Consider the following 19592-nt stretch of genomic DNA (forward strand, 5'->3'; position numbering starts at 1 on the left):
AACATCTATGCTTAGCCGTTAATGCGAAATAGACGTATTTGAACAAGAGGACATATTCAGCATGACAGTTGCGGAGGAGGCCGAGAAGTACGGCTTGCACCGAGTTGGCGCAAGACCTACTCTGGTCAACTATCTGAAGCAGACTTGGCAGCGTCGAGAGTTTGTTTACGAACTTGCGAAGGCCCGCGTCCAGTCGCAAAACCAGAAGAACCGATTGGGAATGATTTGGGTTGTTCTGAAACCAACTTTCAATGCCATTATGTACGGTGCAATCTTCGGGGTGCTCATGGGCGGCAAGAAAGGTCCAGATTTTCCAGTCTTCGTCATTATTGGGGTATTCTTATTCGAATTTTTCACTACGTCGATGAATGGCGGCGCAAAGTCAATTACCGGTAACAAGCCTCTGGTGCAGTCATTGGCTTTCCCGAGGCTGTCATTGCCTGTAGCCCAAGTTACCCAGAACTTCCTAATGCTGATGCCAATGCTTGCAGTAATGTTTGTGTATGCAATGATCTTGGGCACCACTCCTAAATGGACTTGGCTAGGCATAATTCCGCTGCTTGCGTTATTCACCCTTTTCAATATGGGCATTGCCCTGATATGTGCCAGAATCACAGTTCACGTCCGAGATTTTACTCAAATCTTGCCAATCCTGACACGAGTTCTCTTCTACACCTCTGGCGTTCTATTCAGTGCCGATCGTTTATTGAATGAATGGCCCTGGATGATTGCAATCTTCGATATCCACCCTTTGTATCAAACCCTGCAGATCGCCCGAGGCCTGATCATGAATGATGCTATCTATGATGCGTGGGCTTGGCCGCTAGTCGCTGCATGGTCAGTGATTACCTTGCTGGTTGGACTGATCTACTTCTGGAAAGCTGAGGAGCGTTACGGCCGTGCGAATTAGTTTTGATGATTTAATCAATCCCGAGCTACATCCGGAATACGAGCCGGCACCTATCTTTTCAGACGACACTTCATTCATCGATGTAGTTAAACCTGAACAGGTCGAAAACTCACAGCTCCAAATTGACGGGTCCCGTAACCCGGTCGTTTTCGTAGATAATCTTCATGTGAAATACGAGGTTTTTTCCAGCGGAAAAGCAGTTGGAAATGCCGGTGCGCGCCGACTTTTACAGCCTAAGCTCAAAGGCGTGCGAACAGTTCATGCACTCAAAGGCATCACTTTTGTTGCGTACGAGAATGAGTCAATCGGTGTCATAGGATCCAACGGTTCCGGTAAGTCAACCTTGCTTAAAGCCATTACAGGATTGACGCCTCCATCAAGCGGTTCGGTGTATGCCCGTTCGCGTCCAAGTTTGCTTGGTGTTGGCGCCGCGCTAATTCCAGATCTCTCGGGCGACAAGAACATCACACTTGGAGGGTTGGCCCTTGGGTACGATCGTGGCCAAGTCGAGTTAATGCGTGATGACATTACGAAGTTCGCTGAGCTTGAAGAGTTTATCGATCTTCCCATGAACACGTATTCATCGGGTATGAGTGCCCGTTTGAAGTTCGCAATTGCAGCATCCAAGAAACACGACATCTTGATTATCGATGAAGCTTTGGCAGTAGGCGATGCCAAGTTCCGGAAGCGAAGCGAAGCAAAAATACGTGAGATCAGGGACAGCGCTGGCACGATTTTCAATGTATCCCACTCGATGAACTCCATCAAGGATACTTGTGATCGATGCATTTGGATCGAAAAAGGTGTGCAAATGATGGACGGTTCTCCAGATGAAGTTATCAAGGAGTACCAGAAGCATCAGAAGGCAAAGAAGTAAATAACGAATGACTGAAAATCCTGGCGTATCCTACGTCATGCCAGTATTGAATGAAGCCGACTATCTAGAAGAAGCCGTTCGCTCGATACTCAATCAGGACTATGAGGGCGAAAAAGAACTGATCCTTGCATTGGGTCCGAGTTCCGACGGTACCGAAAGCGTTGCGAGACGCTTGGCGGAAGCCGACTCGCGAGTTGTCTTGGTCGATAATCCGTTGGGCCGAACTCCGATTGCATTGAACCTGGCAGTCAAGAAATCTTCCTATCCCATTATCTTGCGAGTTGATGCGCATAGCGAGCTGCCTGCAAACTACACCCGACGTGGGGTAGAAACTCTCTTCCGCGTGGGTGCTCATGACGTAGGCGGACTCATGGACGCACGCGGTCGCTCAACTATCCAGCGTGCCATCGCGGCAGCCTACCATTCTAAGTTTGGTTTTGGTGGACCTGCGTATCATTCTGGTGCCCCGGAAGGAGAAGCGGAATCAGCCTACCTAGGCATTTTCCGCCGTGAAGTTTTTGATGAGGTTGGCTACTACGACGAGGATATGTGGCGTGCACAGGACTGGGAGTTGTGCCTGCGTATACGCCAGGCCGGCCATAAGGTCTGGTTCGATCCAGAGCTTAAGGTAGGTTATTATCCACGCGACAACTTCAAAGCATTGGCACGACAGTCTTATGCGTCGGGAACTTGGCGTGGTGAAATTGCTCGTCGATTCCCTGAAGGGAAGTCCCTGCGCCACGATATGCCACCCGTATTACTTGCTGGTGTAGTTGCCGGAGCTCTGGCCACTCTGATAGCGCCTCTGACCCGGCGCCATGCTACCCGTCCCGTCCAATTGATAATTGATACCGCCCGCCTCGCACCGGCTGTATATTCTGCAGCGACAATTGCTGCTGGGCTGGGATCCAACGCTCAGGGTGCTAAGGAAAAGCTTCTCACCGCAATTGCGTTCCAAGCAATCCATCTGCCTTGGGCCGCAGGATATCTGAAAGGCCGTATTTTCGGCGCGGCCGGTACCTTGGACAAAGGACGTGTGAAGTGAGCACGGACCGCCCGAAGAATCCTACGTTGGATCAATTGCGCGCAGTTTGCCAACCGCCAGAAGTCAAGGCCAGGAAGAACGCTGAGCATTGGACCGCCGAGCTTTACCTGCGCCATATTTCTATTTACTTGACTGCAGTACTGGTCCGTACTCGGATCACTGCCAATGGTGTGACTGGGTTGATGATCTTGGCTGGCTGGTCGATGTCTTTGGCATTGTTAATTCCAGGGATCTGGGGACCGCTACTGGCCGTTGCACTATCGCAGCTACAGCTTTATTTCGATTGTTCAGATGGTGAGGTGGCTCGTTGGCGTGCATCACAGTCGCCACGAGGCATTTTCATTGACATGGTTGGCCACCACACCACCGAAGCATTGATTCCGATTGCGCTTGGCTATCGTGTATTTTTAGAACTTTCGGCGCAGGGTACAACGTTTAGCCAAGCGTGGCCAACGCTATTCATGGGTGCCTGCCTTGCTGTGCTTCTGGTGCTGAACCGTTCCCAATCACTGATGGTGCACGCTGCGCGCGGGATAGCCGGCCTGGCTAAACTCCCAGATACTGCAGCCGCGCGCGCGGTTCCTACCACGACGGTCATCGGAAGGTTGCGTTCATTGGCCCGTTTCCTTCCCTTCCACAAGTTGTTACATGCTGTGGAGCTAAGCCTGATCATTTTAGCTTGTTCTTTCGTCTCAGCAATTACTGGTGTTCCGGGAGTAGCCGAGAAGTGGATGATCTGGATTTTGTTGCCAGCGTGCATTCTTGTTAACCTTGGTCATTTCTTATCGAATATGGTTTCCGCGCGCCTAAAAGCGTAAAGCCATCTGAACGAAACAATTAGAGTGAAAGGCCGTGTATGGACCAGCAGCTAGCTCCGAGGATCGGTGTAGTTGTTCTGACAATGGGCAATCGTCCGTTAGAGCTCCATCGCGCCCTGGAATCGTTACTTGCTCAGCGTGATGTAGAGATTGATGCAGTTGTTGTTGGAAACGGGTGGAACCCTACCGGTATTCCGGAGTCGATCAAGTCTCACTTCTTGCCGGAGAATCTGGGTATCCCTGCCGGTCGAAACGCAGGCGTACCTCAGGTCTCAGGTAAATATTTGTGTTTTCTGGACGATGATTCTTGGTTTTTGGACGACGACTTTCTTATTACGGCTGTTAGGCGGTTTGAACAATACCCGAAGCTGGGTTTACTGCAGCCGAGGATCACGGACCCAGAACATAACGATCAGGAGCCGACACGCTGGATCCCACGATTGAACAAACGCACAGCTGAAGACCCTAGCAAAGTTTTTCATGTCGGGGAGACCTGCCTCGTTACAACTCGTGAGCTTTTCGATGCCACTGGTGGTTGGGCGGGAGGCTTCTGGTATGCGCATGAAGGTATCGAACTTGCTTGGCGGATTTGGGATACGGGAACGTATGTGTGGTACGCCGGTGATATGAGAATTGGCCATCCTGTTGTGGATCCTCGTCGGCATGATGAGTTTTACCGTTTGAACGCAAGGAATCGCGTCTGGCTGGCACGTCGTAACCTTCCGGCTCCATTTACCTGGATCTACCCGATGTCTTGGATGCTTGTTGAATGTTTCCGACTGCGAAGGAATACTTCCGCTGTCAAGCAGTATTTGGAAGGGTGGAAAGCGGGTTGGCGGGGAAGCCCTTGGTATCGTGAACCACGCGCAAAGCTTCGCTGGAGCACTCTATGGCGTATGACTTTAGCAGGAAGACCGCCAATTCTTTAGAATTACAACTGTAAGACCAACCGGCGGATCACGGACGAAGGTAGCGTCCAATCTTTGGGCTCAACTCGAATCACGCGATAGGCTGGCGTAACAAGTAGAACTTTATGGGTCTAGAGATACCCTTTAACCGGCTATTCTTGGTAGCAACGGGGAGTCGTTTGTTTCTCACAAGCCTTGAGGAAGTACTCAGTGTACGACGTTTCAGGCAACTGCCTCGCAAATTATCGAATACATATAACAGGGGAATGGATGACAAAGACTGTTTTAACATACGGAACGTTCGACTTGTTCCACATCGGGCACCTTAATATTTTGAAACGCTTGAAAGAAAAGGGCGATCGCTTGATCGTTGGTGTTTCTACCGATGAGTTCAATGCGATTAAAGGCAAGAAGCCGGTAGTGCCGTTTGAGCAACGCCGTGAAATCGTTCAAGCAATTAAGTATGTCGATCTCGCCATTCCAGAGGAGAATTGGGAGCAGAAGAGATCTGATATTCAGAAGTACGATGCCAAGGTGTTCGGCATTGGAGAAGACTGGAAGGGGAAATTCGATGACCTTGGTGATGAGGTCGAAGTTGTTTACCTTCCGCGCACGTCGGGCATTTCAACTACTGAGATGAAACGAGTGCTGAGTCAATTTGATGAGCGTCACGTGCAGTCCTTGAAAGATACCTTGGACTCGTTGAGCCAAATCGTTAAAGAACTTAGCTAGAACGCAGCTTATGCCGCATTGCTACTCGAGAACGAGCTGTCCCAGCTTGGCAGATAGGATCGTTCTTGAGATGTGCATACACTGGTACTCGAATATTTGCTGGAAGATCCGAAACTGAATCTCGTAATGAGCTTTTGCAAATACAGTCATTCGAGGTTCCAGTTCCGGGTCTTCTCGGTTTAACCGTAAATCTGGTGGAGATGAAGAGCACGAATCTCCCAGGCAGTGAACAGGCAGGCTTGAAAACGGTTCAAGGTAGGCTTATTAAGGTCACCTCGTTGAGGTGTTAGTGCCATCTAGCGCTGGGGAATCCACGCTTACTTTGGGCATTCCATGTTGATACAAGAAGGCTTTTACGCTCTTTCTTTGAGGGCGTATGAGCTATCAGTGCTACACACGTTGAAGGAATCTTTCGTGGCAGTTGAATTACCGTCGGCGCAGAATTTGGCTCAGTCTATAATGCGCTCGTTGCGCGATCGCAGATCAAAGGCTCGCACCTACCGTTATTACAGCGGCTATCAAGGACTTGACGTCCGAATCGATGACAATTTTCTGGTTCTGAGCGCGGAACTAGACGATGATGCACCAGTCCTGTCAGTGTTGCATGGGAGGCACATTGTTCATTCCGTTACGTTGAGAGGGACTGGGAACGCCAGTTCCACCCGTAGCTCTTCTGGCAATGCATATCAGGCCAAAATTGATTTGGATGACTTCATCAATGAATGGCGTTTATACCGCGACTTTGCCAACACGTCTCATGAAAATGATTTCTCAGATGTGAGTCCTGTACTGGAGGACGACGAGGAAGTCGTGGATCAAGAAGGGGACCCATATGCCGGAACTGTGCGTTTTGCGTTCACGTTCGAATCCAATTTCGACGAACTTCCTTCCGGAATCGCTTGGGTACAGGTAACGCCTGATGGCGAGTTGTTGCGTCGAAAAGATGTGCGTTCGCGACTCACAACCGGTGAACTTACTCTTGTTGGTCCGGTCATTGCCCACAGAATTATTGGTCGATTCTCATTAACAAGCATAGATCACGAGACTGTTTACTCTTCTGGACCAAACAAAGTTCAGCTTTACATTAGCAAAAAAGCAGAACTCGCTATGGCCATCAATCGAGTTCTAACGCATAAGTATCGAATCCGCACGGACATCACGCAGATACATGATGGCGTGCTCACACTCGCGGGTGCTCTGGATACGCAAAGTGATCGTTTAGAGTCGGCAAAAGTGCAATTGGTCGGCCGCAGATCATCACTAGATGTCTTTGCGCCAGTCAAGTTTGCTTACGACCAGCACGATTCCTCGAAGAGATTCGGACGAGCTAACTATTCATGGGCTGCAGAGATTGATTTTAAGAACATCGACTGGTCAACTATCGACCGCGGTGACAACTATGACTTGTACTTGTGGGTAACTGCCCACGGCGCAGATGAACCGCGGCGACTTCGTGTCACGCGCACGCCTTATGCCGTACGCCACACAACCGAAGCTGGAGCAGTGACCATTGGTGATAAGACCTTGGCAATTTCTCCGTACTTTACTTTCAAGGCGAAATCGACATCGCTGATCCTTGAAGTCTTTGATAAAGAAGCATTTAGTGTCGTCAAAGACTCTAGGGCTCGGAGTTTCCCGACGAGACAGACTGCGAATAGACCTGTCTGGATCATTGGTGAGCTCGCGTATAAGGCTCAGGACAACGGTTTGCATCTTTTTAACTATCTGCGTCTTGAACGACCCGATATTGATGCTTACTACGTCATTGATGAAAATTCGCCGGATCTGCGTAATTTTGGCTCAATGGATCATGTCGTATTCCATGGCAGCAAGGAACATTTCGAACTTGCGATTAGGGCAGAACGATTTGTGGGTACACACCATGCAGATTATCTCTACCCCACTCGTCATCAGAGTTTCTCGTCACGATGTAAAGCTACTAGGGTTTTCCTGCAACACGGAGTCATGGGTACAAAATGGATGGTACCCAACTACGGTAAGAACGCTCCTGGATTTTCGACTGACTTGTTCATGGTTTCTTCCGAGCGAGAGAAGCAATATATCGTACAAGATTTCCAATACTCACCACAGGAAGTGAAGGTTACAGGCTTAGCCAGGTTTGATGCGTTACTAGCCAACGACATCGCCGTTAATGACAACATGCTGTTGATCATTCCAACATGGCGCGACTGGCTTCAGAATGAGGAAGTTTTCCTTGAATCTGACTACCTAAAACAATGGAAATCGCTCCTGTGTTCTGCGGAACTCTCCGCTCTGGCAGATACATATGGCTTGGAAATTGTCTTCTGCTTGCACCCGAACATGATGCAATTCCGCGAGCATTTCGCGGGCACCCCTGCAAGATTGATTGTCCAAGGCGAAGTCGATGTTCAGGAACTAATCAAGACTGCAGCGATCATGATAACGGACTATTCATCTGTAAACTTTGATTTCAGCTTCTTGCATAAGCCGGTTCACTACTACCAGTTCGACCGCTCGCGTTTCTTAGGACGGAACGGTTCGCACCTCGATCTAGACAAGGAATTGCCTGGTCGTATTGCGTTCGATAGTGATACGTTGCTTTCAGATCTGCGGGCGACCCTCGAACGTGGCAATGCCATGGAAGGAGAGTACCGCAGACGCGCGGATGCTTTCATGTCCCATCGGGATCGTAATAACTCAGCTCGTATTACGGAGGAGATTGAGAATGCCAGATTGCGATCGAAGGCCAAAGACGGTTGGAAACGCGAATTCGGAGTCAAACTGAAGAACCGCTTCCGTCGAGATCGTCGCTACTTCGACATCATGCGAGGGCTGTTTAAACTTTACAAGCTCATCCCGATGGATGAGAATCTAGTTATTTTCGAGTCCGGGCTTGGCCGCCAGTATGCAGACTCCCCGCGCTACATTTACGAAGAACTGGTACGCCAGGGGGATACTAGGCGAAAAGTTTGGATCTATTCAGGGACTCATCGTTTTAAAGATCCGTTAACGTCTACGGTAAAGCGTTTGTCACCGGAGTATTTCTGGTACCTAGCACGGGCAAAGTTTTGGGTGAACAATCAGAATTTTCCACACTACGTTAGGCGACGGGCAAAGGGTGTCTTCCTTCAGACGTGGCATGGAACTCCGCTTAAGCAGATGGCTCGCGACATACGAGAAGTTCATGGTCGCGACGAGGGATATCTCGAGCGCGTAACAACGGCGACGGCCCAGTGGACTCACCTGATTTCTCCGTCTACTTACATGAGCCAAATCATGCGATCCGCATATGGATTTTCTGGCGAAGCAGTTGAGATCGGATACCCAAGGAACGATATTCTCAAAGATGCGAATGCCCAGAAACGGGAAAGCCGAGTGCGAGAAGAACTTGCTATTCCTGATGGTGTAAAGACCGTATTGTACGCACCAACATTCCGCGATGATGCCGCTTCTGCGCGAGGAAAATTCAGATTCGAATTGCCTATGAACCTTGAGGAATTTGACCGACGTTTTGGCAACGACACTATTCTCCTGCTTCGTATGCATGTCCTTGTTTCAAACTCGGTCGCGATTCCGGAGAACTTGAGCCAACGTATCATCGACGTATCGGCGTATGCCGACATTCAGGAACTGTATTTGGCGTCCGATATATTGATTACGGATTATTCGTCTGTGTTCTTCGATTATTCGCTGCTTCGAAGGCCAATCATTTTCTACGCCTACGACTTGGAAAATTACAGAGACAACCTGCGTGGATTCTATCTTGACTACGAAAAGGCCCTGCCGGGTCCGATTGTCGAAACAGAAGCTGAACTGTGGGACACCTTGGCATTGGCGCTTTCCGGCAATGAACTTCCAGGCGCTGACCGTCGAGAATTTGTTGAAAGATTTGCACCGCACGATGATGGGCAGGCATCCCGGCGTGTAGTAGAGCGTTTCTTCTAAGAGTCGAAGCGGCCTGCGTTCATAGTCTGAGTGGAGTTTCCATTGAGACTATGAGTGCAGGCCGTGTTCATTATGCCGTTTTCCGTGTGTGTTCCGATTCAGTCTCCGACTTTGAATGAACCTTGAGGCTGCCTGGTTGGTGGCCAGGGCTTTTATTCGGCGTAGTCCCCTTGACAAGGTTGAGGCATTCATCAATAAAGCGCTTCATGCTTGCGCCGGGCGTGACATCGCCAAAGTAGTGGTGTACAAGAGCACGTGATTCCTTGTTGACAGTCTTCAATGCAGAGCGCACCAGTTGAGCCGCGTTTGCAGCTTCGTCGGCTGGCATTGCTGGCAATTTCGTCAGAGCCAGAGAATCTTCAACGGTAGCTTCACGAGACACCGGCTCTGTAATGAACATGGGTTTGCCAGTGGCCAGATAATCGTATGCCACCGCTGAAATGTCAGTGATGCAAATATCAGCGGCGGACCATTGCCAGCCCCACTGAGCGGATTCGTCGTAAATATACTTTGCAGTGCTGGAAGCTGCAGATGATTCGAATTTGTTTCGGATGCGCTCTAGGGCCTGCCCGTATGCGTGTGAATTCATACCTGAGCGTGGGTGTGGGCGGAATATGATATTAAACCCACCATCGTTCTGCAATGCATCTACTAACTGTTCGCCGTGTGAAAGCACTGATCCATAGGCCATTGAAGGGCGGTCGCCTTCCCAAGTTGGAGCATAGAGCACGGTCGGATAGTCATGATTGATCTTGTATGGAACAGGATATTGAACATCGATCTGCGGCCGGCCGATAAGCACTGTACGATCCATGACGTCAAAATTACGCAAGTGCTCCGTTAGGCGATCACGCGCTGCCTGGCCAGCTGAAAATACATAATCGTACGCTTTGAGCTGGTTGGACCACATGTAAGCTTTATCGCTTTCACCATGGCAAATGAAAACATGGTTTGGCGAATTAAAGCGCATCATCTGGAAATTCCGGATGTTCTGGTTTACGTAAAGCACTAACCGTAAGTCTTGGGATTCAGTGAACTGTTCCAGTGCCTCGATAGTAGGTGCAAAGTGGATCGGCAGCGGGCATTCTTTATGCAAGGCGACTGCAGCTTCTGGTTGACGGACGATAATCACGACAGGAACGTGCTGCGCGAGGTTTTTCAAGGGTTCGTACCATTGGCGTATCTGATAGGCATTCACCATATCGTCGGCAAAGTGCAATGCGACTGCGTAGCGACTCTCTCCAGTTGGCGTCGCCCGCAGTTCCGCGGCGTGGTTGTCAATGAATTTTCGGTGCTGCTGAGCGACGTAACGCTTCTTCGCGTATGTCGCCACTCTAGCGACGGTATTGAGCACCTTCATTGCAATTCCTTCGTTTCATTAACTTGCTTACAGACAAGCATAAATTGCCAAGCTTATACCGAGCTGTAGACATGCCTTAGGTTACACAACAACTTGGCGATCTCACTGGGATTGTTCTAATTTCTTTCAGGTAAGAGGTAAATTGAAGTTTCTACTTTTGTAACGTTGAGCCAGGTGCCACGCCTCGACGGCAGTTTCATGGTGCCTACGGTAAGATGTGTTCAGTGCAACACTGGTGTCAGGCTCCAAAAATTGGTTTCAGTTTGGGAACTTGGACTGGGGCAAGCTAAGATGAAATGTCGGACTATGTTTCTATAGGAGTCATCATTAGCGAAAAGCGTTCTGATCGATCGCCACACGGCGAACTCGATCGCAACTCGCCTCTGGTCTTTTCAACCAGGGAGCTCGGCCGTTCGCCTGGCTCGATGAAAACTCTCAAGGAGCAGGTTCCGGCGCCCACTGATGTGGGAAATGCACTCATCGGTATTCGTGGAGGATCTGAGCTTGACTTAGATCTTCGCTTTGAAGCCGTGCATGAGGGAATTCTGGTATCGGGTACCGCTACAGCGCAGATTGCTGGGGAATGTGGACGATGCCTGGAGCCTATCGAGTACGATTTCGAGGCTGATATTCAAGAGCTCTTCTACTATGAAGAGAGCGAAGAATTCGAAGACGATGATGATATGGATCAGTATTGGGTGGTCGGTGACTTGATTGACATCGATCCGGTACTACGGAGCGCAGTGGTTACCGCCCTGCCGTTCCAACCGGTTTGCCGGGAAGATTGCTTGGGGCTCTGCAGCGAATGCGGAATCAGCCTCAACGATGACCCCCAGCATGATCATGAGATCCTGGATCCACGTTGGGCAGCGCTAGCGCAGCTGTCCGACATTGTCGCAGAGGATGCGACAAACGATAAAACGTCAGACAAGAGAGAAGAGAAGTAGTCGTGGCTGTTCCAAAGCGGAAGATGTCCCGTGCGAATACTCGTGCCCGCCGTTCTCAGTGGAAGGCTACCGCACCGAACCTGGTGAAGACCGTTGAAAACGGTCGCGTAACCTACAGCCTGCCTCACCAGGCTAAGGTTGTCACCGACTCGGCTGGTACCGAACTGTTCCTTGAGTACAAGGGTCGCAAGGTCGCAGACGTCTAAGACATGTCTTCTAAAGAAGAACTTATGAAGCGTCTCGGAATCAACATTGATTCCGAGACGTTTCGTCTTGCATTCACCCACCGCTCCTATTCATATGAGAACGGTGGCATTCCAACAAATGAACGCCTGGAGTTCCTGGGCGATTCAATTCTTGGCTTCTGCGTTGCAGAATACCTATACGCAACTTTCCCGCTTCTGCCAGAAGGCGATCTCGCGAAACGGCGCGCGGCTATCGTCAGCACCCGCGCCTTGGCAATGATTGCCCGTGATCTGGAAGTGGGGGAGCACTTACTCCTGGGTCGTGGTGAAGCGCAGTCCAACGGCTCAAACAAGTCATCCATTCTCGCAGACACCATGGAAGCCATCCTTGGAGCAACCTACCTGGTACAAGGTATGGAAGCCGCCCGCTCATTTGTACTTCGTTTCGTGACTCCGCTGCTGGAGGATCCTCGACTGCTAGGCGCAACCACTGACTGGAAAACTGTAATCCAGGAGGAAGTAGCCTCCCAAAAGCTAGGCGAGATGCACTACCGGGTCACTGGTTCCGGTCCTGACCATGCACGTACCTACCTCGCGGAGCTCCTCATCGGTGACAAGACGTACGGCGAGGGGCATGGGCCGTCCAAGAAGGAAGCCGAGCAGGAAGCGGCACACAAGACTTGGCTCATGCTGCATCCTGGTGAGCAGCTACCCAAGGGATAGCATTTAGCGCATGCCAGAACTGCCAGAAGTTGAAGTCGTCCGCGAAGGGTTGGACAAGTGGGTTCGCACTCGAACGGTGCAAACCGTTCAGGTGCTCGACCCCCGTTCTGTCCGCCGTCATACCGATGGCGTTGAAGATTTCGAACAGACCCTGAGCGGCTGTTCCATTGCTTCTGTTGTTCGCCGGGGCAAGTTCCTCTGGATGGACTTGGAAGGCTTGCCTACTCCGGCGGCCTTGGTAGCTCACCTGGGGATGAGCGGGCAACTTCTTGTTGAAGAGCCTGATGCTCCCGATGAGAAGCATCTAAAAGTACGCCTATCATTGAGCAATAGATTCGGCTACCCACGCGAACTGCGCTTCGTCGACCAGCGAATCTTCGGCGGAATGTTCCTGTCGCCTGTCATAGCAACACCAGATGGGTTGCCTGCGGGCGCAGGTTCGCTACAGCCATCGATCCCATTAGCGGCTGCGCACATCGCCAGGGATGTCATGGATCCTCACCGCAATCCCGAGGACCTGTACGTCGCGCTTCGCAAAAAGAATACAGAATTGAAGCGGGCCATTCTGGACCAGGGGATCATTTCAGGCGTCGGCAACATCTATGCGGATGAGGCACTATGGCAAGCACGCCTGTCCGGATTGCGCAGTACCGCAACAATTAGGCGTCCTGAGGTTCAACGCCTTAACGATGCCCTGGTTGATGTGATGACGCGCGCCCTTGCAGCTGGCGGTACCAGCTTTGATTCCCTCTATGTAAATGTGAACGGTGCCAGCGGTTATTTCGCCAGGTCATTGAACGCCTATGGGCGTGAAGGCAAAGTCTGTTTGCGGTGCGAGGAGAACGGACGAGAATCGTTGATTCGGCGGGATCCGTTTATGGGCCGTTCCTCATACAGCTGTCCGGTGTGCCAACCACGTCCACGCCGCACACGACGCTAGCTGGCACATCGAGAACTTATCTCTGGCTATGCAGTCTGAGAATTGAGCACCTGTTCATTGAATGGTGCCCAAGCGTCAACGGCCCACTGTCCAAAGTCCTTATCGGTGAGCGTCACACAGGCTAGACGATGCTCGGGGTCCACCCAGAGGAATGTGCCGGACTGCCCGAAGTGCCCGAATGTTGACGCCGGATGGCTTGCGCCTGTCCAGTGTGGCGATTTGGATGATCGGATTTCAAAGCCGAGGCCCCAGTCATTCGGATTCTGCCGCCCATAGCCAGGCAGAATCCCAGCAAGGTTCTCGAAATGAACACGCGTTGCGTCACGCAAAGTTTGTTGGGCCACGATAGTTGGGTTCAACAGCTCAGCTGCGAATTTTGCCAAGTCCGCGGCAGTGGAGCGCCCATCCTTCGCGCAGCTGCCGGCAATCTCAGTATTAGCCATGGCCAGCGGAGCGAAGACAGCCTCTTGCGCATACTCCGACATGCGGATTCCAGTCTGTTGCTCCAAATGCTCTGCTAGCTTCTCGAATCCGAAATTCGAGTAGCCGCGTTTGGTCCCTACGGCAAAGCGGATCGCTTCGGAATCGAAGTCATAGCCGGCTGTATGCGCCAGGAGGTGGTGCACCGTGGAACCCTCTGGCCCTGCAGGATTTTCGAGGGTTATGGCTTCTTCTTCCAGCGCTACCAAGAACGTATAGGCACTGAGCAATTTCGTCACTGAGGCCAAGGGATAAACGCGTGCAGTATCACCGTGCTGGTCAATGATTGCCCCGTTGCCGTTGACTACCACGGAAACCGCATTGTCACTTGGCCACTGGTCAATCTGCGTCAGAATGCTCATAGAATGATCTATCCCTCGATTTTCGTTCTTGGATTTTGCGAGCACAACCAGAAAATCCCTACCGTGCTTCGCTAGAATTGCCACAAGGATTGGGTTTGGATGCCCAACCCAACTTTAGCCATTCGACCCAAACTTAGGAACTTCACGCCGTGCATCTGAAGACTCTCACCGTTCGCGGATTCAAGTCTTTTGCGTCGGCGACCACCTTTGAGTTCGAACCCGGTGTCACAGCAGTTGTCGGGCCTAACGGCTCGGGCAAATCCAATGTGGTAGATGCGCTCTCTTGGGTCATGGGGGAGCAGGGTGCCAAGACACTTCGCGGCGGCAAGATGGAAGACGTGATCTTCGCCGGCACGTCGAGTCGCCCACCACTGGGCCGTGCCCACGTTTCCTTGACCATCGATAACGCAGATGGCCAGCTTCCCATCGACTATGCAGAAGTCACCATCTCCCGGACATTATTCCGTACCGGCGGATCCGAGTATGCGATTAATGGAAGCTCGTGCCGTCTACTGGACATTCAAGAGCTGCTCTCGGACTCCGGCCTGGGTCGGGAAATGCATGTGATTGTCGGGCAGGGACAGCTGGATCGCATTCTGCACGCAACAGCCGAAGACCGACGTGGGTTCATTGAAGAGGCGGCCGGCGTGCTCAAGCACCGTCGGCGCAAAGAGAAAACTCTGCGTAAGCTGCAGGCAATGCAGGGAAACCTGAATCGCCTTGAAGATTTGAGCGCTGAGGTGCGGCGCCAATTGGCCCCGTTGGGACGGCAGGCGAAAATTGCTCGCCGCGCGCAGACGGTTCAGCTCGACGTTCGGGATGCAAAGTCCCGCCTGCTTGCTGATGATTTGGTCACGCTGAATAACAAGCTGGCACAAGATATTGATGACGAATCGAAGATCCAAGCCCAGCAAGAAGAGGCTACTGCGCGCCTGGAACGCGTCAAGAAGCATATCGAAGAACTCGCTTCCCAGATGGAAACCATCACCCCGCGTCTTGGGCAGATTCAGGAAACATGGGTTGCGCTGAGTACCCAAGCAGAAAGGTACCGTTCGCTTGCCGCGTTGGCTCGTGAACGAGCGAAATTGCTGGAGAGCAACGAAACTCATTTCGATTCCAGCCGAGATCCTGAGCGGTTGGAAGCCCAAGCTGAGCGAATGAGCTCAGAACTTGAGGAACTGGAAGAAGCTCTTGAAGACCGCCATGAGATCCTGGCTGAAGCCGTCGAAGCTAAGGAGCAGGCCGAGGAAGCTTCACGGGCTGAACAACAGCGAATGGCTGCCATGCTTCGTGCTGCAGCGGATCGCCGCGAGGGGATGTCCCGGCTAGCCTCCCAGGTGGCTTCCGCACGTAGCCGTGTCGACGTAACTCTGGCTGAGATATCTCGCCTTCAGGAAAGTGTCCGTTCCTTCGACTCGGATCTTGAATTGGATTCGCGCTCTCACGCCGAAGTCGCCACCGATCTTGAAAAACAACTAGCTGGAGAAGCGCAGCTGAATCTGGATTTCGAGAGTGCGGATCAAGAACATTCAGCTTTGTCAGAAGCACACAACGCCGATAGCCAGCGGGAACGTGAACTATCTGTGCGTGTTTCCGGACTGCGCGCACGTCTTGATGCCCTGAAGCTGAACTCAAAACCAGATGATCAGTCCGCTCAGCTTCTTCGTTCGGCTGCTGGCAAGCTCCTGGGGCGTTTGGGCGAGCTGATTACGGTCAACCCCGGATACGAACAGGCCATCGCCGCGATATTGCGTGAGAACGCCGAAGCCTTGGTAGCCAAGAACCTTGGCAACGCGCTGGAGCTCATCGAAGAGCTGCAACAGCAAGAGGCCAGCCAGGTTTTCCTGCACGCAGAGCTGTCTTCACAGGTTGCTACTGCGGATGGCGTGGCTAACGCCGTGAGCGCTCGTGAAGTTGTCGCTGCCGATAGTGCCCTGGACAGTTTGCTTGATCAGCTTTTTGCTGGCCACTACATCATTGAGGAGATGAGCCAAGCGCCGGCAGTATTGGCGCAGCACCCGTCGGCTTTGCTCACCACCTTGGACGGCATAACTGTTTCCGCGTTGCGCAGCTCTGTGGGAGATTCAGCGGGCGCTTCCCTGATCGCTCAACAGGCATTGGTAGAACAAACGGAAACCGAACTATCCCAGTGCCAAGAAGAACTTTCATCAGTTGAACAAAGACTGGCCCAACGAGGTCCAGAGCTCTCTGTCGCCCAGCAACAGCGAGAGGACGCCCTGTCCGCTTTAACGGAATCAGACGCGACAATTGATGAACTGTCGTCGTATCTGGCACGTCTCGGGCAGAAGCTGCGCAGCGCGCATTCGGATAAAGCCGCGTTGGAAGAAAAGCTTGAGGCAACGCTTGAGAAGCTGGAAATTGAGCAGGAATCTCTGGAGGAGATTACCGAGCGCATGGAACTTGCTTCGACCGATCAAGACGAAGAAACCGTGGATGACGCGGCCCGGGCAGCACTGGCCGATGCCGCGGCCGCCGCACGCCAGCAGGAATTGGAAGCCCGTTTGGCCTTGCGCAGCAGCGAAGAGCGCGTTTCTGCGTTGCGCTCACGCATCGAGGGGTTGCGCCGCACTGCGGCCGCCGAGCGAAATCACCGTGAAGTCGCCACCCGACGCGCTGAACAGCGCAAGGCCCAGGCCGCCAATGCGAACCGCATTGAGCAAGCAGCTGAACGCGTCCTGCGTTTCATTGAAGTATCGGTATCCATGGCTGGCCAAGAACGCGAAGAACTCGACGGCAAGAAAACTGAACTCGAAACCATGCTGGGTAGCCAGCGCAGGGAAGCGGAACAGCTCTCCGCAGAGCTCGCCCGGCTTGCAGATGCCGTGCATCGCGACGAGATGGCCCGTGCAGAACTGCGGATGCGTATTGAGAACCTTGAGACCAAGGCACTGGAAGAACTGGGATTCACCCCCGATCATCTGATTGCCAACTATGGTCCAGACCAGCTGATTCCGGAAGCTGTAGATGAAGATGACAAGTGGGGTGCGCTGCGGCAGAGCGTTGACGAAGACGGGAACCCTGTCGGCACCCGAGCTTATGATCGCGTGGAGCAGGAAAAGCGGCTGAAGAAAGCGGAACGCGACCTGGCGGCCTTGGGCAAGGTCAATCCGCTGGCACTTGAAGAATTCGCCGCCTTGGAAGAGCGCCATAAGTTCCTGTCAGGCCAGCTCGAGGATTTGAAGAAGTCCCGCGGGGATTTGCAGCAGATCATTGCTGACGTTGATTCCCACGTCGAACGAGTGTTCACCGAAGCCTACAACGACACAGCCGTGCAGTTCAAGCGGATCTTCGATCGCCTGTTCCCGGGCGGCGAGGGCCAGCTCGTGCTTACCGATCCCGAGAATATGCTCACCACGGGCATCGAGGTGGAAGCGCGTCCAGCCGGCAAGAAGATCAAACGGCTCTCGCTGCTCTCCGGTGGCGAGCGTTCGCTGACTGCCGTCGCCTTGCTGGTCGCCATCTTCAAGGCCCGGCCATCTCCCTTCTATGTAATGGACGAGGTCGAGGCTGCCTTGGACGATATGAACTTGGGTCGCCTGATCACGATCTTTGAGGAGTTGCGCGAGTCCTCCCAGCTGATCGTGATTACCCACCAGAAAAAGACCATGGAAGTGGCCGATGCGCTGTACGGCGTCACCATGCGCGGAGACGGGGTATCCACGGTTATTAGCCAAAAGATGGACAATCGCACTAGGATCTCGGATTAAATCCCATTTTGAGATAAAGTTGGCACTTGTAAGTATCTGTAGATTTGCAGTATCTGGAACGGTGGAGTTTGTTCAACTTGAATATTCTCAAGCGAGAAGCAAAAATAAAAGTTGGTGATTCGGCCACAGAACGGGCTGATGCGGAACTGAATCTGGCGACCATAAATAAAGAGAGTGAATCCTCTACGCTGAGGATCAGCGTTGTCATCCCCGTTTACAACACGATGCCGTACCTAACAGAGCTTCTCAATTCATTAGAATTCCAGAGCCTCCCTGCATCCCGATTCGAAGTGATAGCGGTCGACGATGGATCAACGGATTTCAGCGGTGAGATTCTCGACGTATACGCGAAGAGAAATACGAATTTTCGAATCATTCACCAAGAAAATAGCGGATGGCCCGGAAAACCCCGGAATGTTGGCATCGATGAGGCCTACGGGGAATGGGTTTTCTTCTGTGACGGTGATGACGTGCTCGGCAAAGAAGCCCTAGCTCGGATGCTTGCTTTCGCGGAAAAGCACGACGTGGATATCCTGATACCGAAAATGATCGGATTGAATGGGCGTAGGACCATGGCGAGTCTTTATCGTACAACGAGCGTGGATACTCCATTGGAAGTCGCACTACGTTCGCTCAACCCAACTAAAATGGTGCGCCGCTCTCTACTTATAGACAACAAAATTCGATTCAGAGAAGAACGCGTACGCTTGGAAGACGGAATGTTCGTCGCGCAGGCGTATATGCACGCTAATCGCATCTCCATTCTCTCGGACTACGATTATTACCATTCACGGATTCGAAGCGATGGGCAGAATATAAGCATTTCGCATATCGAACCGAGTGGATATGTAGCTTCACTCTCTCATATCGCGGAAACTATCACTTCCAACGTTCGCGATAAGGGGCTGGCCGATCAGTTGATTGCAGGACTATTCTCCCGCAAAGCCTTGCGCTTCTATGAGGGGAAACGATTCCTTTCATACAACGAAAGCGAACGTCGTGAGTGGATAACTGAACATGTCAAATTCCTACGCAGGTTCTTGCCCGGGAACACATTAGAATTCTTCAGTGGTCTGCCCGCCGAGCGCGTTGCTGCGATTCTACAGAATGAGTACGCTCAGTTAGTCGACTTAGCGGAAACTGATACTAGAAACGCCCGCAAGCCGGAACTGGTTGGGCTTGAAGCAACATCTGAAGGTGTACGAGTTCGCATTCGTAATTTTGCTTCAAATTTGCTGCCATCACGATTAGTGATTGACGATCGTGACAATCAGAAAGTCGTACCCGTAAAGTTAGCAGGCACAGCCGACGAAGAAATATTCGCGGCAGATATGCCAAGCCAGACATTAGCCGATGGCCTGGTGCGACTTGGAAACGTTGGTGTCGCGTACGGCGAGACAGAAGTTCGTCGAGTCATTATGAGCGCGGAGGTTCAGGACCAGACGGTACGGGGTGTCCGATACTATCGAACCGCCAACGGCTTTTTTAGTGTTGATGTGCGAAAAGCTAACAATAAGTCATGGCAGAACATGGGTCGTTGATCCCTCAACTGACATCGGAAAAGTTCTCGATTTGGTCTATTTCTATCTGGCGGGGTTTGAAACCGCGGCTTGCTTTCAAAACGTCATTTGGCGCCTGGCGCCATAGTTA

15 protein-coding genes are annotated in these 19592 nt (G+C 51.9%); 13 read left to right on the forward strand and 2 right to left on the reverse strand.

Annotated features, from left to right (window positions below):
- Positions 1–61 precede the first annotated feature (61 nt).
- From F0M17_RS07360 to F0M17_RS07390, 7 genes are all read left to right on the forward strand, one after another.
- Complete coding sequence (locus F0M17_RS07360) at positions 62–910, forward strand: ABC transporter permease (RefSeq protein ID WP_149596802.1); 849 nt, start codon at positions 62–64, stop codon at positions 908–910.
- Positions 900–1787 carry an ABC transporter ATP-binding protein gene (locus F0M17_RS07365; RefSeq protein ID WP_246857158.1) on the forward strand — a complete coding sequence of 296 codons (888 nt, stop codon included), beginning with the start codon at positions 900–902 and terminating at the stop codon, positions 1785–1787. Before F0M17_RS07360 ends, F0M17_RS07365 begins: the two co-directional genes overlap by 11 nt.
- 7 nt (positions 1788–1794) lie before the next feature.
- Positions 1795–2832, forward strand: a complete 1038-nt coding sequence (locus F0M17_RS07370; protein ID WP_149596803.1) for a glycosyltransferase family 2 protein — start codon at positions 1795–1797, stop codon at positions 2830–2832.
- Entirely contained in the window at positions 2829–3650 is an 822-nt protein-coding gene (locus F0M17_RS07375) for a CDP-alcohol phosphatidyltransferase family protein (RefSeq protein ID WP_149596804.1), read from the forward strand. Before F0M17_RS07370 ends, F0M17_RS07375 begins: the two co-directional genes overlap by 4 nt.
- Before the next feature lie 38 nt (positions 3651–3688).
- Complete coding sequence (locus tag F0M17_RS07380) at positions 3689–4579, forward strand: glycosyltransferase family 2 protein (RefSeq protein WP_149596805.1); 891 nt, start codon at positions 3689–3691, stop codon at positions 4577–4579.
- A 249-nt stretch (positions 4580–4828) separates the two neighbouring features.
- A complete protein-coding gene (locus tag F0M17_RS07385) occupies positions 4829–5290 on the forward strand; it encodes an adenylyltransferase/cytidyltransferase family protein (RefSeq protein ID WP_149597725.1) in 462 nt (153 codons plus the stop codon).
- Positions 5291–5704: 414 nt separating this feature from the next.
- Entirely contained in the window at positions 5705–9217 is a 3513-nt protein-coding gene (locus tag F0M17_RS07390; protein WP_168201977.1) for a CDP-glycerol glycerophosphotransferase family protein, read from the forward strand.
- A gap of 70 nt (positions 9218–9287) precedes the next feature.
- On the opposite strand, the gene F0M17_RS07395 is transcribed toward F0M17_RS07390, so the two are convergent.
- Positions 9288–10577: a CDP-glycerol glycerophosphotransferase family protein gene (locus F0M17_RS07395; protein WP_149596807.1), complete on the reverse strand. Its 1290-nt coding sequence runs from the start codon at positions 10575–10577 to the stop codon at positions 9288–9290.
- Positions 10578–10960: 383 nt separating this feature from the next.
- Between F0M17_RS07395 and F0M17_RS07400 the strand changes: the two genes are divergently transcribed.
- The 4 genes from F0M17_RS07400 to mutM are packed head-to-tail and all read left to right on the forward strand — an operon-like array spanning position 10961 to position 13372.
- The gene (locus F0M17_RS07400; RefSeq protein ID WP_128470482.1) at positions 10961–11524 is read left to right on the forward strand and encodes a DUF177 domain-containing protein; all 564 of its coding nucleotides are present in this window, start codon (positions 10961–10963) and stop codon (positions 11522–11524) included.
- A gap of 2 nt (positions 11525–11526) precedes the next feature.
- Positions 11527–11730: a 50S ribosomal protein L32 gene (gene rpmF, locus F0M17_RS07405; protein WP_013348816.1), complete on the forward strand. Its 204-nt coding sequence runs from the start codon at positions 11527–11529 to the stop codon at positions 11728–11730.
- Between the two features lie 3 nt (positions 11731–11733).
- On the forward strand, positions 11734–12432 hold the full coding sequence (gene rnc, locus F0M17_RS07410) for a ribonuclease III (RefSeq protein WP_149596808.1): 699 nt from the start codon (positions 11734–11736) through the stop codon (positions 12430–12432).
- Between the two features lie 10 nt (positions 12433–12442).
- Positions 12443–13372, forward strand: a complete 930-nt coding sequence (gene mutM, locus F0M17_RS07415) for a bifunctional DNA-formamidopyrimidine glycosylase/DNA-(apurinic or apyrimidinic site) lyase (RefSeq protein WP_149596809.1) — start codon at positions 12443–12445, stop codon at positions 13370–13372.
- 26 nt (positions 13373–13398) lie between these two features.
- Here mutM and F0M17_RS07420 read toward each other — a convergent pair whose 3' ends face one another.
- Positions 13399–14214, reverse strand: coding sequence for a serine hydrolase (locus F0M17_RS07420; RefSeq protein WP_149596810.1), 816 nt, complete (start codon positions 14212–14214; stop codon positions 13399–13401).
- 149 nt (positions 14215–14363) lie between these two features.
- On the opposite strand from F0M17_RS07420, the gene smc reads away from it, so the two are divergent.
- Positions 14364–17942 carry a chromosome segregation protein SMC gene (smc, locus tag F0M17_RS07425; RefSeq protein ID WP_149596811.1) on the forward strand — a complete coding sequence of 1193 codons (3579 nt, stop codon included), beginning with the start codon at positions 14364–14366 and terminating at the stop codon, positions 17940–17942.
- 77 nt (positions 17943–18019) lie between these two features.
- Positions 18020–19483, forward strand: coding sequence for a glycosyltransferase (locus F0M17_RS07430; RefSeq protein WP_149596812.1), 1464 nt, complete (start codon positions 18020–18022; stop codon positions 19481–19483).
- Positions 19484–19592: the final 109 nt, after the last annotated feature.

The sequence above is a fragment of the Glutamicibacter sp. ZJUTW genome, from assembly GCF_008370855.1.
GTDB classification, from domain to species: Bacteria; Actinomycetota; Actinomycetes; order Actinomycetales; family Micrococcaceae; genus Glutamicibacter; species Glutamicibacter nicotianae.